Source organism: Desulfobacteraceae bacterium (assembly GCA_022340425.1).
In the GTDB taxonomy this organism is placed as follows: Bacteria; Desulfobacterota; Desulfobacteria; order Desulfobacterales; family JAABRJ01; genus JAABRJ01.
On the sequence record JAJDNY010000014.1, the window covers coordinates 1 to 26,860 of the forward strand.

Here is a 26,860-nt window from a genome sequence, read left to right on the forward strand (position 1 = left end):
GTCAACTTCAACGTGAACTGGAAATTTTAATACCGGTCCGCTGAACCATATCGCCAGCGCGACGCTGCCGGTGGTGGCCAAGAGCCCCTCGGGCAAAGACGGACTGAAAGATCTGGTGCTCTCCGATCTGATCGTTTTCAACCAGAACCTTTATTCTTTCGCCGGAAGCGACCACAGTGAGGACGTCAATTTCAGCATGATCTAACCAGTCGTGAGCTATTCTCTTCCCCTCCACGGATCAGCGGAACCTCGAAGATGATCGTTGTCCCCATCTGAACAAACGCTTCCCGCCCCGTCGAAACGGGCCTGTTATGGAAGAAATCCTCGATATCAGCCGCCTCGATTCGCGGCGCGAGCAGTTCAAACGGCGCTTGCTGGCGATCGTGGTGCCCATCGCCTGCGTAGCGCTGATGATCGGGTCAATCCTCGGGATCGCGCTTTACAGCTATGCCAACAACCGCAGGGACGCCCTGGCGCTTTCAGAGGATCTCCTGCAATCCTTGGACAGCCGGATCGCGACCGAAGTCCGGTCATTCCTCTCCCCGGCCGCCGAGATGGTCACCATCATCAGCAGCACAATCCAAGCCTCGCCACATTCGGAAAATCAGCGGCTGCTGGCCGAAAGCCTGGCCATCCAGATGCTGAAGAACATACCCCAGCTCGCGATTTTCAGCTTCGCCGACACCCAGGGCAACTACCTGATGTTGAAGAAAATGCCCGATCAATCGATTCACACCAAGACGATTGCAAGAGGGGAGGGCGGCATCAAGGTCGCCTGGATTCGACGGGACCCGGATGGTCGTGAAATCGGCAGGGAATACCCCTCCGATGATACCTATGACCCTCGCACCCGCCCCTGGTTCATCGGCGCCGCCAATACGGCGGGGGTCTATTGGACCGACGTGTATATTTTCTTTACCGATAAAAAACCGGGTATTACCGCTTCGAAAGCTTTCCGCGACGGCGAAGGCGAGTTGGTCGGTGTCGTTGGGGTGGACATCGAGTTGGAAAATTTGAGCGCATTTTTGAGCGATCTGCAGATCGGCCGCAACGGCCGCGCCATGATCATCGACGACAGCGGCGGTCTGGTGGCCTTCCCGGAAGTCAGTCGGATGATGAAACAAAAGGATGGAGAACTTGTCGCCGCACAGATGAACGAGCTGGGCGACCCGGTCCTCGACCGGGCTTTCAACCGCTTCCTGATCGAGAAAGAGGGGCGTCGTGAACTGATCGTTGATGGAAAGAACTATATCAACACGGTTTCGTCTCTTCAGTCCGCCATCGGCAAGAAATGGTCGGTTCTGATTACCGTACCGGCCGACGACTTTGTCGGCTTCGTATCCCGCAACAATCGCAAAGCGTTGCTCATGTCCATGGGGATCCTGGTCCTGGCGTCAGCTTTGGCCGGGCTGTTGATCTGGCAGGGGCTGCGGGCCGACCGCAACGCCCGCTTGCTGCTCGCACGGCGAAAAGAAATGGAAGTCCAGAGCCGGGCGTTTTCCGATCTGGCCGCCAAACCGGCCATCTTCGACCCGGCCGATGCAGCCGCGCTTGAGGATTTGACCCGCATTACAGCCGAAGCAACAGGCGTTCGCCGGGTCAGCGTCTGGCAGTGGCTGTCCGGCGGGCGGCAGCTTGTCTGCAACGACTGCTATGACCGCGAAAGCGGCGGTCACACGCGCGGAACCGTTCTGCTGCAGGAAGACTTGCCCCAACTGTTCGAGGCCCTGCTCACGGAAGAGACCTTGCCCGTCCAGGATGCGGCCCGAGATCCGCGGACGGCCGAACTTCACCGCATTTACCTCAATCCCTTCGGTTGCATCCGTCTTTTGGCCATCCCCATTGTCGACCAGGAGAAATTCCGTGGCGCGTTGTGGTTCGAACATAAGGGGTCGGCTCATGGATGGCGGTCGGAAGAAGTATCCTTCGCCCAGGCCGTCGCCGGTCTTCTGGCACTCAGGCTGAGTGCGGCTCAGAGTCAGACCGCGTGTGCACCTGCGGTCGGTACCGCGGGCCCGTTTCAAACAGTGGGGCCGGACGAGGCCTTTCAAGCGGCTGCAAGTCACAGCAAGCAATTGGCCATCGACGGCGGAAAACCGGTGGAGCAGGCCGAACCCGCCATGCGCCTGGCTACCATCGTGGACTTGCGCATGGAGGCCTTTCGCAGGGAAATGGCGCAGCGCGGTTCGGCTCCTGAGGCGATCGGCGCGGATGTATTGGAAGACGTCACCGTTCTGGTTCTGCAATTCACCGATCCGATCGCTCTGACCGAACGGATCGGGGCCGAGAAGGCGACGACTGCGGTGGATCGCCTGATCGAGCATTTGGAAGAGATCACCTCGGCCAGCGGTGTCGGGTACATGAAATTCATGAGCGATCAATTGGTCTGCGCCGCCGGCCTCCGCAAAGACGACGCTCGCGACCACCCGCGGGTGATTGCCGAACTTGCCCTGGACATTCAGAACACCTGTCTCGGCATCTTCGAAAATTCCAGTTCGATCCTCGATTTTCGGATCGGTATCGACACCGGTGTGGTTATCGGCAGCGCCGTGGGACGCGAGCACCAGACATACAACCTGTGGGGAGAGGCCGTCAGAACTGCCGGCATCATGGCCGAATCCGGGTCGATCGGTGAAATTCACGTCAGCGAAAGCACCTACCGGCGGCTGCAAACCGGATACCTCTTCAAAGTGCGCGGCCACTATTTTCTGCCGAATGTCGGTGAACTGACCACCTACATTCTGACGGGGCACCTATGACAGCCGCAGCCGAAACCCCCATGGTCAACGGCGGCGCCCGGCGGCCGAACACGCTCCGGAAGGCTCTGGCCGCCATCGGTCGATGGGCCATCTCTTTGCTACGACCGTTCATCGAGTTGAGCAGTCTGGCGACGGCCGTGCTCTGGCAAAGTTGTCGGCCCCTGAACTGGCGGCGAACCTTGGTGAAAGAATTCTTGCGCCAGTGTTACCTGATCGGTATCGGTTCGCTGTCGTTTATCCTGTTAAGTGGTCTGCTGATCGGACTGGCGATGGTGGTTCAGTTCCTCTACTGGTTGGGTTTGGCGGGTCAGAGGGATCTTGTCGGCCAGGTCATCGTCCTGATCCTGGTTCGCGAAATCGCCCCGCTGATGGTCGCCCTGATTCTTGTCGGGCGCAGCGGCTCGGTCAACATGGTCGAACTCGGGCACGTGCGCGCCACCGCACAGCTGCGCATGCTCGATGCCCAGGGGATAGACCCTTTTTTGTTTTTCATCTTACCCCGCGCGCTGGCGATGGCCGTCTCCATGTTTTCTCTGAACGTCGTCTTTATTCTGACGGCCTTAGCGACCGGCTACTTTGCGGGAAACCTCTTGAATCCATCCGACCGGACCCCGATTGAATTCCTGAACATGGTACTGGTGGAAATGGGCGGCCGGGAGTATGCGATTATCGCCCTTAAGCCGCTGATCACCGGACTGCTGGTCTCCCTGATCACCTGCACCACCGGGCTTTCCGCAGGCGAGCGGGCCGGGCAGGTGGCCGAGGTGCTGCCGGTCGGTTTTGTGAAATCCGTCCTGGCCGTTTTTCTGGTTTCGGGAGCGCTGACAGTACTTCTGTGAGAAAGTAGGGATCGATGGAAAGAATCGATTACCGCCGCGCGGTGTTGAATGTCACGCGCGTCACGCTTTTCACCGAGGGGGAGAGCGGTGAATACACCAATGCGCATTTCAGTCTTTACAGCGGCCAACTCGCCTTAGTCCACCTCCAGAATATGCGCCAGAGCGCTTCCCTGGCCGATGCGTTCTCGGGCCTCCTGCGCCCCGCCAAGGGGAGCGTTCTTTTTTTAGGTCGTGATTGGCAGCATGCCTCGGCCGATACGGCCAATGCGATGAGGGGGAAAATCGGCCGGGTTTTCTCCTCGAGCAACTGGTTGGATGGTCTCAGCCTGGCCGACAACATTCTGCTGTCCCAACGCCACCACACGCGAAGGCCAAAGGATGAGCTGCTTCAGGAAGCCGCCCATTTGGCCAAAGAGTTCAACCTCCCGGGGCTTCCCACCGGGTACCCGAATGAATACACACCTCATGACCGCCGGCGGGCTGCCTGCGTCCGTGCCTTCCTGGGCAGATCGTCGCTGCTGCTTCTGGAAGAACCGACCCTCGGTGTTTACCCACGGATCATGGCTTCCCTGGTCAACGCCGTGCGCCGGGTCCGCAACAGGGGAGGGGCCGTCTTTTGGATGACGCTCTCGGAGGAAATCTGGCGCGACGATTCGATACCGGCCGACCGCCTTTTCCGCCTTTCCGGCCGTGAACTGCTGGAGGTCAGCGAAAAGCATGAGTGACCGCAGACCATTTCGTTACACCAATGAAGCCGTTGGGGCGCTGGTTCTTTTGGCCTTGCTGATTTTCGCTGCCGCCGTAATGCAAACCGGGCGGCTGCGCAATTGGTTCGAGCCCGCAGCGCAGCTCAAGGTGATTCTGCCGGACAAGGGGTTGTTCGGGCTTTCCAGGGGTGCCAAAGTCGAAATACTCGGCACCCAGGCCGGCACCGTCAAACAGATCGTTGTTGTCCCGGGCCAGGAGATCCATGCAGTGGTCGAACTCAAAGAGAAGATGACCGGTTTCGTGCGGCGTGATTCCGGAGCCATCATCCGAAAAGAATTCGGCGTCGCCGGGGCCTCCTTGCTTGAAATCACCCGCGGCCAGGGAGAACCCCTCGATTGGGATTACGCCGTCATCAATGCCGTCGCCGAACGCGCGCCCACCGAATCGATGGGTGAGCTGCTGTCGGAGGTGCGCGCCAAGGTGCTGCCAACCATTGACGAGGCCCAGCGCCTGCTGGTCAGTCTGAACACCATCACCGGTATAATCGCCGCCGGAGAGGGGGCCATCGGCCGGCTTTTGAAAGAGGATCGCCTGGCCAGGGAAGTGGAGGCCCTTTTGTCCCAGGTGAACACGAATCTCGACAAATTGCCGCAGATATTGGCATCGTTGCAGACGACGGTCGGAAATCTTGCCACCCTGTCAACCGAAATTGCCGAGCAATCCGGCGAGATTCCAGAGATTACCCGTGATGCCGCGAACGTGTTGAAATCGCTGGAAATGGTGATGCAGGATCTCAGCCGCACCACGCCGCAGCTGCCGAAAATGATCGAAAGTGTCAGCGCCGCCACCATCGATGCGCCCGTTCTGCTGGGCCAAACCCAACTGGTGCTTTATGAACTCGAACTCCTTCTGCAGCAATTGCGCTCCAGTTGGCTGTTGGGCGGTGGGAGGCGCGCAACGCCCCGCAGTGGGCCCATACCCGCGCGTGAGGTGACACCATGACCGGTGCAATCCGGCATCGCAAAATCGGGTGGCTGCTCGGCGTGTTTACCCTGGTTTGCCTGTGCTTTTGGGCCGGCTGCGGGGGATCGCGACAGGTCAGACCGGAGATTGTGGAAGGCGATCGAGAGTTTGACCAGTCGAGTCGAATGGCCCGTTTCGCCTTCGATAACGGGCAAATTCCGCAGGCAATCGCGGGGTATCAAAGGGCCCTTGGGCGGGCTTACCTGGCAGATGATCTGAAGGCGATCGCGGATACCCTCTATAACCTGGCGGTTTGTCATTTGCGGCAAGGAAATTACGCGGAGTCGATGGTGCATGCGGAAAAGGCGCAATTCGAATGGACGGCCGCCGGCCATTCCGTTCCGGCGGACCTGCTATTGGTGCAGGCCGTGGCCCTCTACCACCTTGGATTCCCCGACCGGTCGCGGCAAATCAGTGCCGATATTCTATCGATTCGGCCAGCGGCCTCACCCGAGACGCTCTCCCGGACCCATTTCTTAAGGGGAATTCTAGCGGCCGACCAGGGTGATTCGGATCTGCTGCGGCTGGCGATAACCGCCCTGGGGGAACCGTCCTTGCCCGCTCTGCAGGCGGATCGTTTGGAATTGATCGGCCGCCTGGCCCTGCTCGACGGAAGATGGGACGATGCCGCGGCGGCGTTTGACCAGACCGCCCGCTTGCGGGCTGCCAACCGCAATTACCGCCTGATGGCGACGGCCCTGGCAAACGCGGGGCATGCCTGTGAACGTGCCAAACGGTTGGAGGACGCCGCCTATCGCTACCTCAGGGCCGCGCGCAGTGCCGCCCTGAGCGGCGACACGACGCGGGCCGACGTCTGGATCCAGGAGAGCATGCGCCTGGCCGAACAGTCCGGTGCGCTATCCCTTCTCCAAGCGGCGCGCCATCTAAAGCCCTTGGCCGTGGACGAGTCGCAACCGCAGTGATTCGATGGGTTCCGCTACGGCGGTGACAAAAAGAACGGCGGCGAGCTTGGCCGGGAATGTAAGAGGGGAGGCGCCCATGGCCGAAAACGACAAAAACTTTCAGAAAACAGTAGACGAACACGTCAAGCGGCTCTTCGAGCGGTACAAGAGCAATTCCAAGGTCTTCACCGCGACCCACGTCGGTCACATATCCCTGTCGATCATTTTCGTTTTTTCGATCCTCTTCCCCTTTCTTTACCTGCAGATCGATGCGCGTAAGACTCAATCCGAATTGGAACGGCTGTCCCAAGACATCACACAGCAGGATGCGCGGGCCGCTACCTACCACCAGGCCTTGACGGGTCTAAAAAAAATTTTTGAGGCGGTGGAAAACGCGCCCAAACCTTTGGAGGGTTACATTCAGGCCCTCGAAAGAGAGGCTGCCGGGGGTCCGCTGGCGCCCCTTCCGGAAGGCCTCGGCCCCGCGGCGGAGTCCTGTGGTTCCCCCGTCGACATGGACCCGTGGATGGTGTGCCGCATCCGGCAATACATGGCGGCGCGTGCCGCCCAATACCAGGAGATCCTGGCCGATGAGATTGCCGCCCCCCTCGAGAGACTCAACATCAAAGAGTTCGATCAATGGCAGGCGGACCTTCAAAACGGGATTAAAAAGAATACCGAACAGATCCGAAGCGAGATGGCGAAAAACCCTGGTTTTTGGCGCAATTTCAGTCAGAAATCCCCGATTTACCAGAACATGGTCGCAGGGGTTCAGCGCTTTTGGGTGGACCATCAGTTCGAGGAGATCGGGCGCCGGATGGAGCAGGCCGCTGAGGCGGGCCGGGTCAAGTTCGAGCAACTGAATGAGAAGAAAGCGCAGATCCAAAAAGGCAAAGAGGATCTCAACAACGCCCTGAAGAACATCAAGACGCGGTTCGGCAAAATCGGGTTGGAGATCGACGAGGCGATCCTGCTGGCACCGGTGGCGTTTGCCGTCCTTTTCCTGATCGCCGCCTTGAACCTTTGTCAAAACATGCAGCTGCGGCAATCCTTCCACCGGCTGGTCCAGGCCAATGACCCGCAGCAGGTGGCCATCAACGACGGCGAGATCGCTTTGGTCATGCCACTCTGGGTTGACCCGCTGGACCCGCCCGTCAAACGCCGGCTCAAGCTTGGGGTGCTGATGACACCCGCGATCGCCTCCCTCTTGGCCTTGGTGGTCATTTTCTACTGCTGGACGATTCCCGATGCGTTTCCGGCTTTGAACGGAATGGGCTACGTAAAATACGTTCTTTACTACATGCTGAGCGTCGGCTTTTTCTTTCTCGGTTTTCAACGCATTCGGGGCGCCGTCAGGCGCTATAACGCATCTCCAGCCGAAGAGTAAAACCGTGGTCGTACAGAAGACGGAAGCGCCCCGCTCGCTGACTGCCTGAACCGCTGGGCAGCGCCCGATATTGCCAAGGCTTTTTTAAACCTTAGTTTTACTTAGTTTGGTGAAATATAGGGCGGTGCGTTGGGGGTGTTCTTATCCCCACCGTGAGCCGGTTTTTGACCGCCACAACAAGACCGCAGTATCCCACCGTGCAGTCGATGTCGGTTTGTCGTCAAACGCTAAGCAATACGCCAACTGTGATTCCGAAGGAGGTAGCCCATGAGAATCCTATACACGTTGATGCTGGTAGCAATTCTTTCGACCACCGCCGCCGCCGCCGGCAAGGCGGTGTCCTACCAGGAGGACGGGAAATCCTACGAGGGGTATTTCATCACCCCCGGCGCCGGTGCCCCGTTGGTCCTGATGGTCCACGACTGGGACGGACTGACGGACTACGAGATCAAACGGGCCGGGATGCTGGCGGAGATGGGGTATGCGGTTTTTGCCGTCGATCTTTTCGGCGCCGGGGTCAGGCCAACGGAGGAGGCCGACAAACGCCGGCACACGGCCGAACTGTACGGGGACCGAGATAAGATGCGCAGCCTGCTGAACGCGGCCCTGGAGGCGGCCAAGGCCCAGGGCGCCGACAGCGGCAACGCGGTGGCGATGGGATACTGCTTCGGCGGCGCGGCCGTGCTGGAGCTGGCCCGCTCAGGGGCGGATTTGAAAGGGTTCGTCAGCTTCCATGGGGGGTTGACGACGCCGGAGGGCCAGGACTACGCCCAAACCAGGGGCAAGCTGTTGGTCCTGCACGGCACGGCGGACACCAGCGTCACCATGGATCATTTCGCCACCCTGGCGGCGGCGCTGGAGGAGAAGGGGGTCGCCCACGAAATGATCACCTACGGCGGTGCCCCCCATGCCTTTACCGTTTTCGGCACCGAACGCTACCGGGAGGACGCCGATAAAAAGTCGTGGCGGCGGTTTGGCGAATTTCTCTCCGAAACCCTGAAATAGCGGTGGGGCGGGTTGGGGTGACCAGACGCCTGGCCAAGGCGCTATTCCCCCACCGTAGCCACATCCGCAAATCTCGGCTCATGCAGCGGGATCAGGACATCGGCCATGGATTTGATCTCCAGCAGGATGTCATAGGCGCGGTAGACATCCACCGGGGTCCCCGGCGGGATCACCTCCATTTCCATTGCCCTGACTTCCACCGGCGGGTAGAAGTTCTCCTCGATCACGCAAAAGCCGGTGATGACCGCCAGTCCCTGGGCCGTGTCCACCAGGACCGAGAGCCCCCCGTCGGTGTGGGCCGGGGTGTGCATCACGCGGATACCCGGGAGAATTTCACGGTCGCCATCGATTAAGCGCAGCTGTCCGTTTTCTTCCACCTCCTCGATGTAGTCCTCCAGGTAGCGAAAATCCAGCGGGTGCGGGTGGTGGATGCGCTGGACTTCGGCGCGGTGAACGTAAATTTCGGCATTCGGGCACTTGTAGTCGTTTTCGCAGTGATCGTTGTGCAGATGGGTGTGGACAACGATGTCGATCTCTTCGGGTTTCAACCCCCAGTGTGCCAGGCCTTCTTCGAAGGTATAGATCTTGCCGCCGATGGCCGCCTCGCGCTCCGGTGACTGGATGGGGCTCATCTCACCGGTATCCACCAGCACCTTTCGGTCGCCGCCTTCGAGATACCAGGCGTAGATCGGGATGACATACTGCTTGCCGTACCCATGCTGGTAGGTCATCATGCCCTTGTCAAAAACCTTTGTCCCCAGAACGATGGGATGGATCTTGTAGGTGCCCATCTGCTTCCCCCTTTTTTTCGGATTGTTGGCTCAGGTCATCGCCCCCGGCGGCCCCATTTCGAAGCGGGCCCGAAAAGGGGAGGTTGAAAAGCCAGGCGTACTCCAGTCCCGGCCCCACGCAGCGCCAGCCGTCGCGGATCAGGGCGCTGCCCGAGGCCCTGAAGTCCAGATCGCACTGCCGGTCGAGGACAGTGATGCGCCCGTCGGCCTCGCGCCTGAAGACGACGCACAACCCCTTCCGGTTGAGGAGGATAAAACGCTCTGCTCCGTGTTGGAACAGACGCTGTGAGGACGGCGGCACCTGCACGGACGGCCCTTTGACTTCAAGGAGAGATTCGCGATGAAAAAATGGCGCTGTATGATCTGCGGCTACGTGCACTCCGGGCCCGAGCCCCCCTACCAATGTCCGTTTTGCGGCGCCCCCGGCAAGATGTTCGAGGAGCTGTTGGGCTGATCCCGGAATGCCGGTTTCGTTGGTAGCCAGGGCAGGCCGCCGGGCCGGGTGCCAGGCGTGCCTGAACCAGTTAAAATAGCCTTATATTCTGTCACTTTACAACCCGAAGTCTCATAGTCTGCTGCAACTTCAACCACAGGGCCCGCAGAATCGCCAAACTCGCCTCATCCGGGGAGACGCTGGCTTTGCGAAGATAGAAGCGGCAGGCCGTCATCAGGTCGTCGTTTCCGACATACAGCCCGAAGGTTTCCTTGATGTAATCCCCGAGGGCGAGGTGCAGGCCGGGCAGTTCCTTCTCCGTCATATTGGCGATCAGCACCCGGTCCTTGAGGGGCAGGTGACGGTCCAGATGATCGACCGCCGCGGCCACGGTGGTCGGCAAATCCCGGCGCTCGGCGGCCTGCAGGCGCGGGGTGCGGGAAAAGCCCGACGGGCTTTCGGTCATCATCAACAGATAGGTGACGGCTTCCAGAACGTCGGCCACACTGCGCTGGAGGCTGCTGTTCTCGCTCTCGGCGCTGCCGGAAACATGCAGCACGCGGATTTTTTTGGCCGCAATCCAGCCGCTGATTTTCTCGGCAGCCCGGAAACCCGCGATCTGCTTTAAATCGATCTCCAGCCAGGCGTCCGCCGAGGCGACGATCTTGCGCTGGATTACACGAAAAAAATCCGGCAGCTTTGTGGTGCGAAACAGCAGGGTGCCGTCGGCGGCGAGGGCGTTGCCCTCCACCGCAGCGGCCCATTGATCGGCTGCCATCGGTCCCTTTTCTGCTTCCCAGCCCGCGGGCTGTCCGGCGCAGGGAAGCTCCAACCGCCCGGCGGCCTCGATCGCTGCCTGTTCAACACCCACCTGACCGCTGGTAACGATCCTTGCAATCATACCCCGGCACCTCTCAGATTAGCGTATTCCGGCTTTCTGCGCGCCTTCACCGCAGTGAAAAGTGGATGACGATCCACAACCCCAAAAATCCCAGTATCCCAAAAACCAAAAACTCATTCACGATGATTTTACGCCAGGGCGCCCGGTTGCTGGTGTAGAGCACAATTCCCAAAATATAGAGGCCGATCAGAATCGATGAGAATATCAGGGTAAAGGTCGGGTTCATTTCCCGTTTCCCGCGCGCGAGTGAGAATATCCCCTAAGAGCGGCTTTCGACCGTCGGGCCAATCTCCACAGCCTGGCCGATTTCCCGTTTTATTAGGTCGCCCGTTGCGCCCTGTCAGAGTGATCTTAAATTTCCATTTGAACCAACGGCACCAGATTTTAAGATGTACCGTCCCGGGTCACCCACGGCAGAATGCCAACACCGGCCCGGGACCCAGCCGTTTCACATTAACCCCTGCAATTGGCTCGTAAAAGAGCGAGAAGGAGTGCCGATGAGGAACAATCCACAGACCTTTCGCGGCGGGGGCGCCTTTCTGGCGGCGATCGGGTGTTTGATCGTGCTGGCCGGTTGCGGGGCTGGAGTTTTCTCCTATGTGGGCACCACGGCCCGGCCCGAAAACCGGTTGGAACTGGTGCCGGACACCGAAAGCAGGGGCACCTGGCAAACACCGGATCTCGTGGTCAATTATATCTTCAAACCGACGCAGCAGACGCTGGCGCTCGAGGCAACGGTCAATCTGGCCGGGCATATGCAGAGAGGCTTCAGCTTCGCCAGCAACGTCTTTCTGGGCGTTCATTTTCTGGACTCCGAAAACCGGGTGCTCTCCAGCCGCAGTTTCGCGCTTTCAGGTAACCGTACCCCGATCCGGCAGTGGCGCATCGAACGTCAGCTGGAAATTCCGGCGGGGGCCGATGCCGTGGCTTTCAGCTACAGTGGACGGGTCGGCGAAGGCGGCCTCGCCTCCAATGATAACGGCCCAGGCGGGGTCTCCTGGAGCTTCTGGCAACGGCCCTGAAAGAGGAAACAGTGAGCGCCTCAGCCGTTTTCCGGTCCCCGGCTGCGGGTTTTCCACGCCTGGTAGCGATGAAGATCCTTTTCGATGAAAAACAGGCACCCGGTGAGCAATAAGGCGTCGTCGATCTGGCCCAGTAAAGGTATCGTATCTGGCGTCAGGTCCAAGGGCATCAGGATATACACCAGGGTCAGCACCAGGGCGGTCATCGACAGCGCCGGGACCTGACGGTAGGTCCCGCTCCAGTAATCCCGCAACAAGGATCCCAATAGACGCAAATCGGTCCACAGGCGGCGCCATAGCCCCGCCGGCATGTTGGATTTTGGGGATTTAAGCGCCATCGTAACAATCCTATTCCGCAGCCCGCTCCCCCCGCCGGCAGCTCCCAGCAGCGCCCGACGCCAGCGGCTTTTTTCGTTTCCTGCACCAAATCCCTTTTGACATCGTCCGGGGCTTTGTTTATGGTCTGGCTCGCTTTTCGCGCGGAGGTGGCGGCGAAGGGCTGCTATTTTCCGTTCCGGGGAACACCCGCTTCACAGGCTGACACAATAACATGAACCCCACCCGTTTTTCAAAGCCTGATCCGTCACCCGTCTCAGGGGTGGCCTTCGCCTTGACGGCCTTTTTGATCTGGGGTGCCAGCCCGGTCTACTGGAAAGTCCTGGGTGATGTCCCGGCCCTGGAGATCATCAGCCACCGGATGGTCTGGTCTTTTGTCTTTCTCCTGCCGCTGCTGTGGTGGCAGGGCCGCTGGCCGGAGTTTATCGGGGTTCTCAGAAAGCCCCGCGCGGTGGCGATCCTCCTGCTGACCGGCCTTCTGGTGGCCGCCAACTGGCTGATCTACATCTGGGCCGTCAACCACGACCTGGTCCTGCAGGCCAGTCTGGGCTACTATATCAACCCGCTGGTGAACGTCATCCTGGGGGCCCTCTTTCTCGGGGAACGCCTCAGGCGCTTCCAGTATGGCGCGGTGTTGCTGGCCGGCGCTGCGGTGGTCTATCTGACGATCAGTCTGGGGCGCTTCCCCTGGGTATCACTGACCCTGGCCGTCACCTTCGGGATTTACGGGCTGATCCGCAAAACCGTTGCGGTCGGGGCCCTGGTGGGACTGCAAGTGGAGACCGCGCTGCTCTCGCTTCCGGCCCTGGCCTATCTCGGTGCCCTGCAGGCCGCCGGCACCGCAGCCTTTGCCGCTGGAGGCCCGCGGATCAGTTTTTTTCTAACCGGATCCGCCCTGGTCACAGCCCTGCCGCTGCTTTGTTTTTCGCTGGGGGCTCGCCGTCTGACCCTGGCGAGCCTGGGTTTTCTGCAGTACGTGGCCCCCAGCTGCATGTTCCTGCTGGGTGTCTTGGTCTATGAGGAGCCGTTTTCCGCGGCTCAGGTCAAAACCTTCCTGATGATCTGGACCGCCCTGGCCGTTTATTCGCTGGACTCGGCCCTGTTTTACCGCCGCCATGCCGCCGCATCCGGTTTAACGCGGCCTTCCCCAGCCCTGACTCACGGCGCGCGCAAATGACGCCCACCGGCGGTGACGGCAATGGGTGCCGCCGCGGCTGGCGGTTCCCTTTCTCCCGCAGCCACCTGAAGATCGCGGTGGCGGTGCTGCTGGCCGTTTTGCTTTTCGTGGGCGGCCCGGGATATCATTCCCCCCGCAGTTTCGGCCGGTTCTGGAACCTCGGCCACATCGTGCTTTTTTTTCTTCTGACCGACCTTTTCCTGCAGACCCGCATTTATCAAAAGCACGCGCATTCTGCCGGGGCAATCTGGGGCGCGCTGGCAGCGACGCTGGTTTTGGGCGCGCTGGTGGAGCTGCTGCAAGCCGGCATCGGGCGTTTGCCCGCTGCCAGCGATGTGGCCCGCGATCTCCTGGGCACGCTGCTCGCCTTGGCGTTTGGAATCAAGCCTGCGGGGGGAGCGGTCCGTTGGCCGCAGCGGATTCTGCAGGCCGCCGCGGTCCTGATGGTAGCGGCCGCCTGCGTTCCCCTGGCGGCCGCACTGCTGGACGAATACCGCGCCGCCGCCGCCTTCCCGCAGTTAGCGAGTTTCGAAACCACCACCGAACTGGACCGCTGGGAGGGGGATGCGGCCCGAACCCTTTCCGGCAAGGTGTTCCGCGACGGGCGGCGCTCCCTTAAAATCTCCCTGACGCGGGCCAAGTATTCGGGTGTCGCTTTGAAATATTTTCCGCGGGACTGGGGCGGCTACGACGCCCTGGAATTCAGCGTTTTCAACCCCGGCCCGGCGCCGCTTGCGCTCACCTGCCGGGTTCACGACCGGACACACCTCCTCACCGGCCAGCACTACAGCGACCGATTCAACCGCCGCTTTAGGATCACGCCGGGCTGGAACGACATCGCCATCCCGCTGGAAGATATCCGTCTGGCACCCGCGATGCGGCCCCTGGATTTGTCCCGCATCGATGGGCTGGGGCTCTTCAGCGTTCGGCTGCCGGCTCCGGCCACGGTTTTCCTGGACCGCGTGCGCCTGGTGAAAGGGGCGGCCAATGGGGTCCCAGCGGTTTCCACGGGGAGCTGAGCCCTGCGGCTTTACAAAATTTGGGGCCTCCTGTATGACCCCATCAGTGACCCGCCGGGAAGCCCAAAAGGAGAAAAACATGCCGATAACCATCGACCAGGTGATCTGGACCACCGATTTTTCCGAGGCGGCCAATCGCGGGCTCTCCTACGGCGTCCCGCTGGCCCGCCATTTCCAGGCGAACCTGTGTGCCTGTCACGTCCTGTTTGTCCCGCGCTCGACCACCATGTTCGGTGATGTGCCGCTCTACTCCGATTCCCGCCGTGATCAGTTGCGGGGAGAGGCCCAGGGACAGCTTGAGAAGCTCGTCGCGGGGCTGCCGCTGCCCTGTGAGGCGCTGGTGGTGGAGGGCAATGTCGCCGATGAAATCGCCCGCCTGGCCGAAGAGCGCGGCGCGGGGCTGGTGATCGTCGCCACCCATGGTGCTTCCGGGGTTAAACGCCTGGTGTTGGGATCGGTCGCCGAGCGCTTGATCCGGATTGCGCCATGCCCGCTTCTGGTGCTCAGCGCGGCTGCAAGGCATGCGCCGCCGGGGCAGCCGCCCGCAGCGCTTTTCCGGCGCATCCTGGTAGGCTGTGATTTTTCTCCCGATGGCGATCTGGCCGTGGCGTTCGGGTTTCAATTGGCCCAGGAGTTCCAGTCGGAGCTGCACCTGGTCCACGTCATCGAACCCGCCGGCTATGGCGCCGATATCATCGAAAGGGCCCTGGGAGAAAACCTGGGGGACCTGATCCGGCGCCGCGCCCGGGAAAATTTGGCCGAACGGATCCCCGGCAGCGCGGCCGACTGGTGCACGCCGCGCACGGCGTTACTGGAGGGCAGGGCCCACCAGGAGCTGACGGCCTACGCCCAAGGTAACCAGATGGACCTGGTGGTGCTGGGGGTGCGGGGCATGAACCTGCTGGAGTCGCTCCTGGTGGGCTCCACCACGGACCGCGTAATTCGCTCGGCCTCCTGCCCGGTTCTGGCCGTGCGTTCGGCGACCACCGGCACGTAAAAGGGGAGGGGCGGCGCACCGTCTTCAGCCCGGCGGCAGGCACGGGAAGCAAGCGGACGGTCAGCGGCGCCGGTAGGCGGCGGCCATCTGCTCTGCTTCGGCCATGATTTCAGCGGCCAGGCGCTCGGGCGCCAGGACACGGGCAGCTGCACCCCAGCCCAGCACCCACGCCCGGGTCTCCGCGGTAAGCGCCGTTTCGGCCTCGTAAACGATGGAGCCGTCCCGGTTGCGCCGGATCCTCTGGCCGGGATGCCAGGTGCGCTCTTCGATGTAGCCGGCAATCTTCTCGGCAAACCAGATCCGAAGGGTAACCGGCCTTCCGGCAAACGCCCCAAAACCGCCGCCCATGAAGGCGGTGAGGTCGAAATCATCGGGGAGCTCGAAGGCCTCCTCGGTTTTCTCGACGGCGTGGATCCGGTTCAGGGCAAAAATGCGCACATCCTGCCGCAGATGGCAAAACCCCACCACGTAGATCGCGCCCCGGAAGTGCCAGATCTTGTAGGGGGCCACCACCCGCTGGGTCCGGGCCTTGCGTCCCATGGCCTTATAGTCCAGCTGTACGCAGCGCTTTCGGATCGCCGCCTCGGTGATAGTCTCCAGGGCGGCGTGGTGGGCGCCGTAGTCGCGGTAGGGCTCGAAGCCCGTCTGAAAGGTCCGGCTGATGGCCTCCAGGTGGGTCAGCTGGGATGGTTTCAGGGTGGCGCGGATTTTATTGAAAAAGGTTTCCAGCGCATCGTAGAAAAAGGTGGTTTTCAAAGGGGTTAACAGAGACTTGCTCAAGTAGAGGGCGAAGAGCTCGCGCGGGGTCAGAGGAATCGGGACCCCATCCTGGAAAGTCTCCATCAGGGCCCAGCGGTTGCGGCCGTCCCGCTGATCGTTGTAAATCGGGAACCCGCCCACCTGCAGGGCTTCCAGGTCGCGGTAGATGGTTCGCACGTGGCAGCCCAGCCGCCGGGCCAATTCCGCGGCTCCCACGCCGCGGCGCGCCCTGATCAGATGCTGGAGTATCTGCCACTGCCGACCGAGCTGATCGCCGCGGGCCATGACGCCTCCTTTTGCGCAAACGCCGGTGGGGGGCCGGCTTCAGACAAAAACGCCGTCAAAAGGGAGATTATATGTTGGCTCAGCTGGCCGCCGCCGCCGTTTTGATGCTGCTGGTGGGTGCCGGCTGCCTGGCGCTGCAGCGGCTTAAAAGTGGACGCCCGCGGCGCGCCGACGGTCAGGGGCGAATCACCGGCCGCTGTGGGGAAAGCGTGGCCATCGGTCTTACCTTCAGCGCTGAGCGGGTGGTTGACGCCGCCGCTCGCTCCGACGGCTGCGCATACAGCTGCACGTGTGCGCTGGCCGCCGCTCGTCTGGCCAGGGGACGAAACGCCACGGAAATTCTCGACATCAGCGCTGCGGCCATCGAACGGGCCGCCGGCGGGGTCCCCGCCGACCATCGCCACTGCGCAGCCCTTGCAGCCGCCGCCCTGCGGGCCGCCGTGGACGACTACATGCAGCGCAGACAGGGCACCGCTGCGCACCGGCGGGACCCGCCTCAGTAAGGTGGCAAAGGTTTCACATCGGATTTGCGGTCCGGCACGACCGGGAGGCGGGCCTGGCGCCTCAGGGTCGCGGCAATAAATAATTCAACAATACGGCGCCGGATTTTGGTTCGTCACCCAGGCACATTCGCCGGTGCATATCGGGATATGTGCCGGCGGATGTAACGCCGGTGACGGGCCAAAAGACAAGCCAGAGGTGGCATTATTTCTTGCCGAGGCCCTCAGTGCGAGGGAAAGATGATGGTGCGTTTTTCCGGTTCCGGATGGGGGCGGTAGAGGATCGCCGTGTGGCCGATGACTCCCACCAGCTCGCAGCCGGTCTCGGTGGCGATGGCTGAGAGAATGGCCTTTTTCGGCTCCTTTTCCTTGTGCTCGTTGAATTTGAGCTTGAAGAGCTCGTGTGCCAGGAGCGCTTCTTCCACCGACCGGCAAACCCCCGCGTTGAACCCTTTCTGCCCGATGGTGACGATCGGTTTGAGGCTGTGGGCCAATCCCTTCAAATATTTTTTCTGAGCGTTCTTCAGCATCCAAACCTTTCCCGGGCCCATCAGGGAACCCCCGGCTTTCCGCTGTCCTTGGTTTGTCCGGCCGGGGAGGATTGGTGTTTGCAGCCGCCGAAGATTGGCAACCGCAGCGTGTTGCAAACAAACCCGGCGGGCAATTTGATGAAACGGCAAGACAAAATTCAGACGGTTTCGAAAAAAGGCCAAGTCCAAGGCGCGCAAATCTCAGCGGCGTGAGACGCACTAATGTACGCCGCAGCGACTTCGAGATGCAGCGCAACGCAGGAATTGGCCTTTTTGCGGAACCGTCTGCTTCATACCCGAGACGGCGGCCATTGGCAAGGGATAAGCGGCGGATATAAGGGCTGGACCCGGCAAGGGGAACTATTGGAGCGCCATTTCGGTGGCATACTCCCGGCCGTCGAGAATGCGGTCCACCAGCGGACGGTTGTGCTCCAGCAGGTCGATGAAATTGACCCCCACTTCAAACAGGTTTTTCTCGCAGGACCAGGTGTACCAGCGGATTTCAACCTTGGACTCGATTTCACCGTCGGGCGTGTGGATCGTCAGCCGCAGATCCGGTCTGTGACGGCTGATCATCAGGTGTTGGTTCAGCACCGACAGGTTGTCGGTATACAGCAGCACCCCTTTGAGGCAGAAATTGCTCACCGTGACCGTCATCACCTCCTCGTAACCCAAAAAGGTCGCTTTCAGGACAGCATTCCAGGATACTGTCAAACGCTTGTCCAGCCGGCGATCCTTTCGCCAGAAATGCATTTTTCCCCTCCTCCGAGCGGTTTTGACGGATCATGCGGTGCACCCCGGAGCGGGTAGGCGGTCGCAGCCGAAATTTCCCCCACCCAACCGGGCTTTCCCTATTATCGTCTGAAACCCCCTTTAACTTTACCTCAACAGCCTGTTTTTTTTGATTATTGGGATTCAATCCGGGCCGCCCTCGGGACAGGAACAGGAGGACCGGACGAAAAATCGTTTTTCCCGATCCGGCGCCACCATCCGATGGCGATTTGCCGCTTTCAAGCGGCCTGGTAAGCGATTTTTTCTTTGAAATCAGATTGATTTTCTCTTAGATTGAACTTTCCCACCGGACGGTGGCTGGCAAAAAATTTTTGATGGGCCGCCGAAAATCGCCGAACAATGATGCGCCATGCCAGAGCGAAAGACTCCGCCAGGGCGGGGCGCAGGCAACGGACACCGGGGGCGAGCGTCCATTTCGCAGGACATCTTAATTTTCGCCAGGCAGCTGACAGGCTGCCGGAAGGAGGCCACATGACCGCAACCGTTGGGGTTTTGCTATCGGGCTGTGGGGTATTTGACGGCACTGAAATTCACGAGGCGGTTTTGACCCTGCTGTTTCTGGACAGAGCCGGCGCCACCATCCGCTGCATGGCGCCGGACACGGCGCAGATGCACGTCATCAACCACCTGACCCAGGAAGCGACCGATGAGCGCCGCAACGTTCTGGTGGAGTCGGCGCGCATCGCACGGGGGGCGATCCAGGACGTGGCCGCAGTCAAAGCCGCCGACCTCGATGCCCTGATCATACCGGGGGGGTTCGGCGCCGCTAAAAACCTGAGCGATTTCGCGGTCAAGGGGCCGGCGGCCGAAGTGCATCCCGAAGTCCAGCGCCTGTTGCACGAGATGGTCGCGGCCGGCAAACCCATCGGCGCGATCTGCATCGCACCCGCCACCCTGACCCGCGCCTTGGCGGACAGGCACCCCGAGGTGACCATCGGCAGCGATGCGGCAACGGCCGGGGCCATCGAATCCATGGGTGGCCGCCACCACACCTGTACGGTGGACATGATCCAGGTGGACGAGCGCAACCGGCTGGTGACCACCCCGGCCTATATGCTGGGACCGGGCATCAAGGATGTGGCGACCGGCATCGAAAAGCTGGTGGCCCGGATCATGGCCATGATTTCCGCGTAAAAGGATCCCGGCACCCCACCGTTTGCGGGGCGCCTGGGTGGAGAGAGCCGAGCGGGCTGGCGCCGCCGCGCGGCGGTATTCACCCCGGTGCGCGGCGCCGGGGGCCGGGCTTCCGGAGACCCCCTTCAAACGCCCCCCCGCCGGCTCGAAGACGCCCAGATGGCCCCAGGACTTCACATTTTTGTCAGCAACCGCCTGGAAGTTCTCGTGCGGCAACTTGCCTGGGAGATCAGCCAGCCGAGCAGCAACGCCGCCAGCGCGGTGCTCCGCCCCGAGACCATCGTCATTCAGAGCCGGGGAATGGAGCGCTGGCTGGCCCTCGAGCTGGCCCGGCAGCTGGGAATCTGCGCCCATTGTGTTTTCCCGTTTCCCAATGCATTCCTCCAGGAGCTCTTAGACCGCCTGCTACCCCACAAGCCAGCGGAGCGCATTTTCGAGCGCGAGGCCATGGCCCTCGGGATCATGCAGCGCCTGCCGGAGTTTTCCAGCCGCCCGGGGTGCGACCATCTGCGGCGCTATCTGGCCGAGGACCCCACCCACCTCAAACGCTATCAACTGGCCGTTAAAATTGCCGACACCTTCGACCAGTACCTGGTATTTCGCCCGGATCTGATCTTCGCGTGGGAGGCGGGCCGCGACGACCACTGGCAGGCGGCTTTGTGGCGCGATCTTGCCGCCGGCCGTGAAGACCGCCACCGGGCGGGTCTGCAGCGCAAACTTCTGGAAAAAATCCACCGTGCCGACGCCGTCACCACCGGCGAGCTGCCCGAGCGCGTCTCGGTTTTCGGCCTTTCCCACCTGCCGCCGGCCTTCCTGGAGACTTTCGCGGCCCTGGGTGCTTTGATGCGGGTCAACCTTTTTTTGATGAACCCTTGCCGCGAGTTCTGGGCGGACATTCGCTCCCCCCGCGAACAGGTGCGGATCACCCGGCGGACTGCCGCCGAGCTGCCGCCGGAAGCTCTCTACCTGGAATCCGGCAATCGCCTCCTGGCCGCCATGGGGTCCATGGGGCGGGCTTTCTTTTCCATGATCCAGGGCTTCGAGGCCCACTGGCACGAGCATTTCCAGGCGCCTCACGGGGACAGCCTGCTCGCCCGGGTCCAGGACGACATTCTCTCCCTGACCGAGGGCAGTCGAGCGGCCGACAGCCACCCCAAAGGCGCTGCGGACGGTTCCATCGAAATTCACGCCTGCCACAGCCCCATGCGCGAGGTCGAGGTTCTGCACGACAATCTCTTGAAACTGCTCGACGCCGACCGCACTCTTGGACCGGGCGACATCCTCGTGATGGCCCCCGACATCGAAGCCTATGCCCCGCTGGTGCAGGCGGTTTTTGACGGGCAGACCGATCCTGCCCTGCGAATTCCCTTCAGCATCGCCGATCGCAGCCTGCGGCGTGAAAGCCGAGTGATCGACGGCTTTCTGGCCTTGCTGGATCTGACCGGCAGCCGTTTTGGAATCAACCGGGTCCTGGGGCTCCTGGCCTGCGAACCCATCCGCCGACGCTTCGGGCTTGAGGAGGGCGACCTGGCGCTGATCGGCCGCTGGGGGCGTGAAGCGGCCGTCCGCTGGGGGCGTGACGCCCGGGACCGCACCCGCCACGGCCTGCCCGGGATCGCCGCCAACTCCTGGGAAGCCGGGCTGCAGAGACTTCTGCTGGGCTACGCGCTGCCGGGAAGGGGCCGCCGGCTGTTCCAGGGGATACTGCCCTACGACCTGGTTGAGGGCAGCACCGCCGGAGTCTTGGGCAAGTTCGTGGCCTTCGCCGAGACCCTCTTCGAAGTTATCCAACGACTGGAAAAACCTCGCAGCCTGACCGCCTGGGCTGCGGACCTGGGGGAGGTCTTCGAGACTTTTTTCGTCCTGGACGACCCGCTGGCCAGTGAATCCCAGCAGTTGCGGCTGGCCCTCGCTGCCCTGGCCCGTCATGCAAGCGAAGCCGGATGCCGTGAGGCCCTGCCCTTGACGGTGGTGCGGGCCGCCCTGGAAGGCCAGGTGGACAGCACGGTTTTCGGCGGTGGGTTTATCGCCGGCGGTGTCACTTTCTGTGCCATGCTGCCCATGCGCAGTATTCCACTTAAAATCATCTGCCTCCTGGGGATGAACGCCGATGCCTTTCCGCGCGACAGCCGGCAGCCGGGCTTTGACCTGATGGTGCGCGAGCCCAGAGCCGGGGACCGTTGTCGACGGGACGATGACCGCTACCTTTTCCTGGAGGCCCTCCTGTCGGCCCGCCAAAAACTCATCATCAGCTACCTGGGGCAGAGTCTGCAGGACAACAGCCCCCAGCCGCCCTCGGTGCTGGTGGCCGAGCTTCAGGACTACCTGGCCGATGTCTACGGTATCGAAAGCGGGGCGCTGGAAACCCGCCACCGCCTGCAGGCCTTTGCAGGGGACTATTTCAGGCCGGGTTCGGGTCTGTCCAGCTATTCCCGGGAGGATTTCGAAGCGGTGCGGATGCGGGACCGGGCCGCCCCCCCGGCCCCCTTCTGGAATGACGACCTGCCGGCCGCCGGATTGGATGGTGGCCGGCTGGCGATAGAGGATCTCTGCGCTTTCTGGTCGCACCCCGCACGCTTTCTGCTGCAGCGCCGACTGGGGGTTTTCTTCGACGCCGACCCGGAGCTGCCCGAGGAGCGCGAACCTTTCGTTCTCAACGCGCTTGAAAAATACCTGATCCTTCAGGAGCTGATCCAGGACCGACTGGCCGGGGGCCAACCCGCAGACCTGCTGACGGCCCTCTCGGCAGCCGGCCGACTGCCTCACGGCAACGTCGGCCAGGTGGTGTTCCACGAATTGCAGGCCGAGGCCGAGGTCTTTTGCCATCGCCTTCAGCGGGCCGGCAGCGGCGCGCCGCTGCCCCCCGCGATGGTGGAACTTGAGCTGGCGGGCGTGCACCTGCACGGTCAAATCGGCGAGATCTTCGAACGCGGCCAGGTGCGCCTGCGCTTTGGACGCATCAAGGCGCGCGACCTGATGGTCTCCTGGCTGCAGCACCTGCTGCTATGCCACCCCAAAGTGGTCTTTCGCAATCGAGAGGGGCTTCTGGTGGGCCGGGACAGCGCCATGCGGTTCGGGGTGCCCGCGGCGGCCGAGGATCTGTTGGAAGAACTGCTGCAGCTCTTCTTCCAGGGGGTTTCAGCGCCGCTGGTCTTTTTTCCGGAATCGGCCCTGGCCTATGCCCGGGCGCGCCTGGTCCGCGGCAAAAGCCATGCGATTGCCTGCGCGGCCGCAGAAAGGGTGTGGTGCGGCAACGATTTTTCTCCCGGCGAGTCAGCCGACCCCTATCTGGCGCGGATTTTCGGGGATGTACGGCGGTTTGAGGCCGATTTCTTCAAACTCGCGGAAACCGTTCTGACTCCCTTGATGGCGCATGCCCGGGAGGTGGCGCTGTAGATCAGTCGGCGGGGAGGGGTGGGGCGGCGGCCCCAAAAATGACGGGCGCCTAACGGCGTTTATGGCGGAACCCGGCCGTCACCCAGAGGATCCCCCAGAGGGCGGCCACCGGCAGCAGGCCGGCCAGGAGAAAAGCGCGCGGGCCGTTTTGCCAGGGCTCCAGGTAAACGGCGGCCCCCAGCGGCCAGAGCAGGGAGGCGCTCACAGCTATGCGCATGCCGCCGGAAAGGCCGGCCAGGGGGCTGGACAACCGGCGGCGGACGGGCTCAGGCGGGCGGCTGCGGCCAGCTATGCGCGGCAGCAGGAAAATCGCCCCGACGATCCCGGCAAGGACCAGAATTTCCTGAATTCCTGAAAACATCGTGGGATTTGACAGTCTGAATTTGGTGAAAGGGCACCCGCGATCCTGCGCGTTGCGCTAAATGCGCGCCTTTTTCGAAGTTTCTAACACAGCCGCCCAAAATCCGCAAACGGGCCGTGGCAGCCGCAAGCGGCCCTCTGAACGCCTTTTGGTGGAGATCTCCATGCAAGCTTTCGACCTGCTCCGGGCACCGCTGACCGGTGTCAACCTGATCGAAGCCGGCGCAGGAACAGGGAAAACCTACGCGATCGCCGCCCTTTATCTGCGGCTGATTCTGGAACAGGGCCTTGTGCCCGAGGAAATCCTGGTGGTGACCTTCACCAAGGCCGCCACCGAGGAGCTGCAGAGCCGGATCCGGGCCCGGCTGCTGGAGGCGGAGGGCGGGTTTGGGCGCGGTGGCGGCCAGGACGGCCTGATCCAGGACCTGGTGGCCCGCACGGCCGACCGCGCGCAGGCCCTTGGCCGTTTGCGCCAGGCGCTGCTGGGATTCGACCGCGCCGCCATTTTCACCATCCACGGTTTCTGTCAGCGGATCCTTTTGGAAAACGCCTTCGAAACCGGCAGCGGCTTTCAAACCGAGCTCAAAACCGACCCGCGCCCGCTGCTGCAAGAGGTCGCCGATGATTTCTGGCGGCGCCAGGTTTACGGGGCGCCGCCCGAATTTGTCGCCTATCTCCGCAGCCGGGCCGGTGGTCCGACCTATTTCCTGGGGCTGTTGCAGCAGTTGAAGACCCCGGGGATCCGCATCATCCCCGAGGCGCCGGAAGCCGCCCTGGAAACCCTGGCCCCCTATCGCCGGTCGCTGACCGCCCTTCGGCGACAGTGGCCGCACGCAAAAGAGGCGGTGGCGCGCCTGCTGCGCGATCCGGCCCTCAGCGGCACGGTCTACGGGAGCCTGAAGCCCATAGCGGCGGGGGGTGCGTTAAGCCGCCGTGATCTCCAGATCGCGGCCCTCTGCCGGGAAATGGATCTCTTGGCCGCCCCCCACGGGACGGGTTTTCCGCTCTTTGAAAAATTCTCGCTCTTCACCACCCCCAAGCTGTCCGCGGCTGTCCGCAAAAACCAGGCCGCGCCCGATCACCCTTTCTTCGCCCTCTGCGCCGAGGTTGAGGAGCGGGCGGCGGCCCTTGAAGAGGAGATGGCGCGCCGGTTTCTGTTTTTGCGCCGGCAGGTCTTCCGATATGCCGAAACCGAGCTGGGCCGGCGCAAGCAGGTGCAGAACATCCAGTTTTTCGACGACCTGCTGACCACGGTCGCCAAAGCCCTCGTGGGGCCCGACGGCGGCCGCTTGCTGGCCGATGCGGTGCGGGCCAAGTTCAAGGCCGCGCTGGTGGACGAGTTTCAGGACACAGACGCCGTCCAGTACGATATTTTTTCGCGCCTCTTCGGCGGCGGCGATCGGACCCTTTTTCTGATCGGCGACCCGAAACAGGCGATCTACAGCTTTCGCGGCGCCGATGTCTTCTCCTACATGGCGGCCGCGCGCCAGTGCGACCGGCGCTATACCCTGACCCGCAACTGGCGCTCTGCGCCGGCGCTGATCACGGCGGTCAACACCCTCTTTGAAAACGTGGCGGCGCCTTTCGTGTTCGAGGAAATCACCTTTGCGGCGGGGCAGCCGGGATGCGCGCCCCGCGAGGATGCACCGCCGTCCCAGGCGCCGTTTGTGGTCTGGTGGCTGGACGCGGCCGAGGAAAAACCCCTTGCCAAGGAAACCGCGGTGGCCCGGATCGCGGAAGCGGTGGCCGGGGAGATTTTAGGTCTCACCCGCCCCGGCCCGGCTCGGACCGAACCGGGCGATATCGCCGTCCTGGTGCGCACCAACCGACAGGCCAGACAAATCCAGCGGGAGCTGGCCGCCCTGGCGCTACCGGCGGTTCTGATCGGCGAGGACAATATCTTTGACACGCCGGAAGCCGCCGAAATCCAGCAGGTGCTGGCGGCGATCCTGGAGCCGGCGGCCGAGCGGCGGCTGCGGGCCGCCCTGGCCAGCGACATGCTGGGCGCCAAAGCCAGCGAGCTGGATACCGCCGTCCCCGCCGGCGCCTGGTGGGCGGATCGCCTGGCCGCCTTCTGCGACTATCTGGAGATCTGGCAGCGCAGCGGTTTCTATCGCATGTTCCGGCTGCTGTTGGGCCGCGAACGGGTCAAGGGCCGGCTGCTGGCCTATCCCGACGGCGAGCGGCGCCTGACCAACCTGCTGCAGCTGGGCGAGATCCTTCAGCGCGCGGCGGTGGAGAACGCCCTGCCGCCGGCGGGCCTGGTGAAATGGCTGTCCCAGCAGCGCGACCCCGCCAGCCAGCGGCTGGAGGAGCATCAGCTGCGGCTTGAAAGCGACGCGCAGGCAGTGCGCATCATCACCATGCACAAGAGCAAGGGGCTTGAATTCCCGGTGGTTTTCTGCCCGTTTACCTGGGAGGGGGCGCTGTCACGGGAACCGCTGCTGCGCTTCCACGACCCGGATGCCGACGGCCGCCTGACCCTGGATCTCGGCGACGAGCACTTCGAGGCCCACCGTATCCAGGCTCGGACCGAGGGGCTGGCCGAAAACCTCCGGCTGCTCTATGTGGCCGTGACCCGCGCCAAGCAGCGCTGCTACCTGGCCTGGGGGCGGATCAGCACCGCCGAAACCTCGGCCCCGGCCTACCTGCTGCATGGCGCATCACCGAGCGGGTCGCATGACCCGGTGGGCGCGCTGCAGGATCTTTTCAAGCGCAAAAGCGGGAGCACCCTTTTTGAGGAGCTGAAAACCCGTGCCGCCCTCTCGAGGGGCGCCATCGAGCTTTTGCCGCTGCCCGCAGGGTCCGCCGACGGGCGTTTCAAACCGCCGGCGGCACCGCCGGCGAAGCTGGTCCTTCCGGCCTTTCAGGGCTCGGTGACGCCCAGCTGGCGCATCACCAGCTACACGGCCCTGGTCTCCGGCGCCCATTTCCCCGCGGAATGGCCCGATCACGACGCGCTGCCGGCGGTTCCCGCGGCGCAGAGCCCACCCGCCGTCGAGGCGCCCGCCGGACAAACGGATATCGCCGCTTTCCCCAGGGGTGCACGCGCCGGCACCTTTCTACACGACCTTTTAGAACACCTGGATTTCAGCGCCGATGATCCGGACCATCGCGCCGGTCTGGTGGAAAGACTGCTGGCGGCCTACGGGTTTGACCCCGCCTGGCAGCCCGCCCTGTTGACCATGCTGGCGCGCGTGCTCGCCAGCCCGCTGGCGGCCGGTCAGGAAACCCTTCGCCTGGAGCGGATCACCGCCGGCCAGCGGGTAAATGAAATGGCGTTCTATTTTCCCCTGAACACCTTTGCGCTCGCCGAGTTGGAGGACATTTTGCGCCCGGAGGGCAGCGCGGCGGACTTCCCTGACCTTGGAAGGCGCTTCAAGGCCCTGAGTTTCCGCCCGGAGAGGGGATTTATGAAAGGCTACATCGATCTGGTCTTTCACCACGCCGGTCGCTATTACCTGGTGGACTGGAAGTCCAACTACCTCGGCCCCGCTGTCGCGCACTACGCCCAGGCGAATCTGCGATCCGAGATGGCGGCCTCTTTGTACGTCCTTCAGTACCACCTCTACGCCCTGGCCCTGCACCAACTGCTGCGCCTGAGGCTGCCGGATTACCGTTACGACACACATTTCGGCGGCGTTTTCTATCTGTTTCTACGAGGCATCGACCCGGCCTGCGGGCCGGATTTCGGCATTTTCCACGATCGCCCCGCGGCGGGGCGGATCGCGGCCCTGGGAAAGCTGTTGATCCCGGGATTCAATCCCCTTTAAACCCGCTGCCGGACGGTCTCTTGAATTAAAGT

General features: G+C 62.4%; 23 protein-coding genes. 15 read left to right on the plus strand and 8 right to left on the minus strand.

Annotated elements, in window-relative coordinates; genetic code table 11:
* Positions 1-311: 311 nt before the first annotated feature.
* The 7 genes from LJE63_01020 to LJE63_01050 all read left to right on the plus strand — a co-directional run bounded on the left by LJE63_01020 (position 312) and on the right by LJE63_01050 (position 8,623).
* On the plus strand, positions 312-2,759 hold the full coding sequence (locus LJE63_01020; protein ID MCG6905175.1) for a GAF domain-containing protein: 2,448 nt from the start codon (positions 312-314) through the stop codon (positions 2,757-2,759).
* 20 nt (positions 2,760-2,779) lie between these two features.
* Positions 2,780-3,598 (plus strand): ABC transporter permease, encoded by an 819-nt coding sequence (locus LJE63_01025; GenBank protein MCG6905176.1) that lies wholly within the window; start codon positions 2,780-2,782, stop codon positions 3,596-3,598.
* Positions 3,599-3,612: 14 nt separating this feature from the next.
* Entirely contained in the window at positions 3,613-4,323 is a 711-nt protein-coding gene (locus tag LJE63_01030; GenBank protein ID MCG6905177.1) for an ATP-binding cassette domain-containing protein, read from the plus strand.
* The gene (locus LJE63_01035) at positions 4,316-5,308 is read left to right on the plus strand and encodes a hypothetical protein (GenBank protein ID MCG6905178.1); all 993 of its coding nucleotides are present in this window, start codon (positions 4,316-4,318) and stop codon (positions 5,306-5,308) included. The genes LJE63_01030 and LJE63_01035 overlap by 8 nt, the downstream gene beginning before the upstream one ends.
* A gap of 308 nt (positions 5,309-5,616) precedes the next feature.
* Positions 5,617-6,252, plus strand: a complete 636-nt coding sequence (locus LJE63_01040; protein MCG6905179.1) for a hypothetical protein — start codon at positions 5,617-5,619, stop codon at positions 6,250-6,252.
* A 76-nt stretch (positions 6,253-6,328) separates the two neighbouring features.
* Positions 6,329-7,618, plus strand: a complete 1,290-nt coding sequence (locus tag LJE63_01045; protein ID MCG6905180.1) for a hypothetical protein — start codon at positions 6,329-6,331, stop codon at positions 7,616-7,618.
* A 267-nt stretch (positions 7,619-7,885) separates the two neighbouring features.
* Positions 7,886-8,623, plus strand: a complete 738-nt coding sequence (locus LJE63_01050; GenBank protein MCG6905181.1) for a dienelactone hydrolase family protein — start codon at positions 7,886-7,888, stop codon at positions 8,621-8,623.
* A gap of 41 nt (positions 8,624-8,664) precedes the next feature.
* On the opposite strand, the gene LJE63_01055 is transcribed toward LJE63_01050, so the two are convergent.
* The 3 genes from LJE63_01055 to LJE63_01065 form a co-directional block, all read right to left on the minus strand.
* A complete protein-coding gene (locus LJE63_01055) occupies positions 8,665-9,414 on the minus strand; it encodes an N-acyl homoserine lactonase family protein (protein MCG6905182.1) in 750 nt (249 codons plus the stop codon).
* Positions 9,415-9,959: 545 nt separating this feature from the next.
* A complete protein-coding gene (locus tag LJE63_01060) occupies positions 9,960-10,748 on the minus strand; it encodes a putative molybdenum carrier protein (protein ID MCG6905183.1) in 789 nt (262 codons plus the stop codon).
* A gap of 46 nt (positions 10,749-10,794) precedes the next feature.
* Positions 10,795-10,974 carry a hypothetical protein gene (locus LJE63_01065; protein ID MCG6905184.1) on the minus strand — a complete coding sequence of 60 codons (180 nt, stop codon included), beginning with the start codon at positions 10,972-10,974 and terminating at the stop codon, positions 10,795-10,797.
* 271 nt (positions 10,975-11,245) lie between these two features.
* Here LJE63_01065 and LJE63_01070 point away from each other — a divergent pair, with 271 nt between their 5' ends.
* Positions 11,246-11,770: a hypothetical protein gene (locus tag LJE63_01070; protein ID MCG6905185.1), complete on the plus strand. Its 525-nt coding sequence runs from the start codon at positions 11,246-11,248 to the stop codon at positions 11,768-11,770.
* A 20-nt stretch (positions 11,771-11,790) separates the two neighbouring features.
* Here the strand turns inward: LJE63_01070 and LJE63_01075 are convergent, their stop codons facing one another.
* Entirely contained in the window at positions 11,791-12,108 is a 318-nt protein-coding gene (locus LJE63_01075; GenBank protein ID MCG6905186.1) for a DUF1232 domain-containing protein, read from the minus strand.
* Between the two features lie 212 nt (positions 12,109-12,320).
* On the opposite strand from LJE63_01075, the gene rarD reads away from it, so the two are divergent.
* From rarD to LJE63_01090, 3 genes are all read left to right on the plus strand, one after another.
* Complete coding sequence (gene rarD / locus LJE63_01080; GenBank protein ID MCG6905187.1) at positions 12,321-13,283, plus strand: EamA family transporter RarD; 963 nt, start codon at positions 12,321-12,323, stop codon at positions 13,281-13,283.
* On the plus strand, positions 13,280-14,302 hold the full coding sequence (locus LJE63_01085; protein ID MCG6905188.1) for a CIA30 family protein: 1,023 nt from the start codon (positions 13,280-13,282) through the stop codon (positions 14,300-14,302). The genes rarD and LJE63_01085 overlap by 4 nt, the downstream gene beginning before the upstream one ends.
* Positions 14,303-14,381: 79 nt before the next feature.
* Positions 14,382-15,299, plus strand: coding sequence for a universal stress protein (locus LJE63_01090; protein MCG6905189.1), 918 nt, complete (start codon positions 14,382-14,384; stop codon positions 15,297-15,299).
* Positions 15,300-15,359: 60 nt separating this feature from the next.
* On the opposite strand, the gene LJE63_01095 is transcribed toward LJE63_01090, so the two are convergent.
* Complete coding sequence (locus LJE63_01095) at positions 15,360-16,343, minus strand: transcriptional regulator (GenBank protein MCG6905190.1); 984 nt, start codon at positions 16,341-16,343, stop codon at positions 15,360-15,362.
* A 71-nt stretch (positions 16,344-16,414) separates the two neighbouring features.
* On the opposite strand from LJE63_01095, the gene LJE63_01100 reads away from it, so the two are divergent.
* A complete protein-coding gene (locus tag LJE63_01100) occupies positions 16,415-16,846 on the plus strand; it encodes an iron-sulfur cluster assembly scaffold protein (GenBank protein ID MCG6905191.1) in 432 nt (143 codons plus the stop codon).
* A 221-nt stretch (positions 16,847-17,067) separates the two neighbouring features.
* Here the strand turns inward: LJE63_01100 and yhbY are convergent, their stop codons facing one another.
* Positions 17,068-17,373, minus strand: coding sequence for a ribosome assembly RNA-binding protein YhbY (gene yhbY / locus LJE63_01105; protein MCG6905192.1), 306 nt, complete (start codon positions 17,371-17,373; stop codon positions 17,068-17,070).
* Positions 17,374-17,733: 360 nt separating this feature from the next.
* Positions 17,734-18,126, minus strand: coding sequence for a hypothetical protein (locus LJE63_01110; GenBank protein MCG6905193.1), 393 nt, complete (start codon positions 18,124-18,126; stop codon positions 17,734-17,736).
* Between the two features lie 510 nt (positions 18,127-18,636).
* Between LJE63_01110 and elbB the strand changes: the two genes are divergently transcribed.
* Positions 18,637-19,299 (plus strand): isoprenoid biosynthesis glyoxalase ElbB, encoded by a 663-nt coding sequence (elbB, locus tag LJE63_01115; GenBank protein ID MCG6905194.1) that lies wholly within the window; start codon positions 18,637-18,639, stop codon positions 19,297-19,299.
* 159 nt (positions 19,300-19,458) lie between these two features.
* Positions 19,459-22,695, plus strand: a complete 3,237-nt coding sequence (gene recC / locus LJE63_01120; GenBank protein ID MCG6905195.1) for an exodeoxyribonuclease V subunit gamma — start codon at positions 19,459-19,461, stop codon at positions 22,693-22,695.
* Positions 22,696-22,744: 49 nt separating this feature from the next.
* On the opposite strand, the gene LJE63_01125 is transcribed toward recC, so the two are convergent.
* Positions 22,745-23,056: a hypothetical protein gene (locus LJE63_01125; protein MCG6905196.1), complete on the minus strand. Its 312-nt coding sequence runs from the start codon at positions 23,054-23,056 to the stop codon at positions 22,745-22,747.
* A gap of 163 nt (positions 23,057-23,219) precedes the next feature.
* On the opposite strand from LJE63_01125, the gene recB reads away from it, so the two are divergent.
* On the plus strand, positions 23,220-26,828 hold the full coding sequence (gene recB, locus LJE63_01130; GenBank protein MCG6905197.1) for an exodeoxyribonuclease V subunit beta: 3,609 nt from the start codon (positions 23,220-23,222) through the stop codon (positions 26,826-26,828).
* The last annotated feature ends 32 nt before the right edge of the window (positions 26,829-26,860 follow it).

What these genes read in the sequence shown, in the direction of transcription:
- LJE63_01100 (MCG6905191.1), top strand. Translation starts at nt 16,415, where the DNA reads ATGTTGGCTCAGCTGGCCGCCGCCGCCGTTTTGATGCTGCTGGTGGGT.
- LJE63_01055 (MCG6905182.1), bottom strand. Translation starts at nt 9,414, where the DNA reads ATGGGCACCTACAAGATCCATCCCATCGTTCTGGGGACAAAGGTTTTT.
- LJE63_01075 (MCG6905186.1), bottom strand. Translation starts at nt 12,108, where the DNA reads ATGGCGCTTAAATCCCCAAAATCCAACATGCCGGCGGGGCTATGGCGC.
- LJE63_01125 (MCG6905196.1), bottom strand. Translation starts at nt 23,056, where the DNA reads ATGTTTTCAGGAATTCAGGAAATTCTGGTCCTTGCCGGGATCGTCGGG.
- LJE63_01050 (MCG6905181.1), top strand. Translation starts at nt 7,886, where the DNA reads ATGAGAATCCTATACACGTTGATGCTGGTAGCAATTCTTTCGACCACC.
- LJE63_01110 (MCG6905193.1), bottom strand. Translation starts at nt 18,126, where the DNA reads ATGCATTTCTGGCGAAAGGATCGCCGGCTGGACAAGCGTTTGACAGTA.
- LJE63_01060 (MCG6905183.1), bottom strand. Translation starts at nt 10,748, where the DNA reads ATGATTGCAAGGATCGTTACCAGCGGTCAGGTGGGTGTTGAACAGGCA.
- LJE63_01040 (MCG6905179.1), top strand. Translation starts at nt 5,617, where the DNA reads ATGGTGCATGCGGAAAAGGCGCAATTCGAATGGACGGCCGCCGGCCAT.
- recB (MCG6905197.1), top strand. Translation starts at nt 23,220, where the DNA reads ATGCAAGCTTTCGACCTGCTCCGGGCACCGCTGACCGGTGTCAACCTG.
- yhbY (MCG6905192.1), bottom strand. Translation starts at nt 17,373, where the DNA reads ATGCTGAAGAACGCTCAGAAAAAATATTTGAAGGGATTGGCCCACAGC.
- LJE63_01020 (MCG6905175.1), top strand. Translation starts at nt 312, where the DNA reads ATGGAAGAAATCCTCGATATCAGCCGCCTCGATTCGCGGCGCGAGCAG.
- rarD (MCG6905187.1), top strand. Translation starts at nt 12,321, where the DNA reads ATGAACCCCACCCGTTTTTCAAAGCCTGATCCGTCACCCGTCTCAGGG.
- LJE63_01085 (MCG6905188.1), top strand. Translation starts at nt 13,280, where the DNA reads ATGACGCCCACCGGCGGTGACGGCAATGGGTGCCGCCGCGGCTGGCGG.
- LJE63_01025 (MCG6905176.1), top strand. Translation starts at nt 2,780, where the DNA reads ATGGTCAACGGCGGCGCCCGGCGGCCGAACACGCTCCGGAAGGCTCTG.
- LJE63_01090 (MCG6905189.1), top strand. Translation starts at nt 14,382, where the DNA reads ATGCCGATAACCATCGACCAGGTGATCTGGACCACCGATTTTTCCGAG.
- LJE63_01065 (MCG6905184.1), bottom strand. Translation starts at nt 10,974, where the DNA reads ATGAACCCGACCTTTACCCTGATATTCTCATCGATTCTGATCGGCCTC.
- LJE63_01070 (MCG6905185.1), top strand. Translation starts at nt 11,246, where the DNA reads ATGAGGAACAATCCACAGACCTTTCGCGGCGGGGGCGCCTTTCTGGCG.
- recC (MCG6905195.1), top strand. Translation starts at nt 19,459, where the DNA reads ATGGCCCCAGGACTTCACATTTTTGTCAGCAACCGCCTGGAAGTTCTC.
- LJE63_01045 (MCG6905180.1), top strand. Translation starts at nt 6,329, where the DNA reads ATGGCCGAAAACGACAAAAACTTTCAGAAAACAGTAGACGAACACGTC.
- elbB (MCG6905194.1), top strand. Translation starts at nt 18,637, where the DNA reads ATGACCGCAACCGTTGGGGTTTTGCTATCGGGCTGTGGGGTATTTGAC.
- LJE63_01095 (MCG6905190.1), bottom strand. Translation starts at nt 16,343, where the DNA reads ATGGCCCGCGGCGATCAGCTCGGTCGGCAGTGGCAGATACTCCAGCAT.
- LJE63_01035 (MCG6905178.1), top strand. Translation starts at nt 4,316, where the DNA reads ATGAGTGACCGCAGACCATTTCGTTACACCAATGAAGCCGTTGGGGCG.
- LJE63_01030 (MCG6905177.1), top strand. Translation starts at nt 3,613, where the DNA reads ATGGAAAGAATCGATTACCGCCGCGCGGTGTTGAATGTCACGCGCGTC.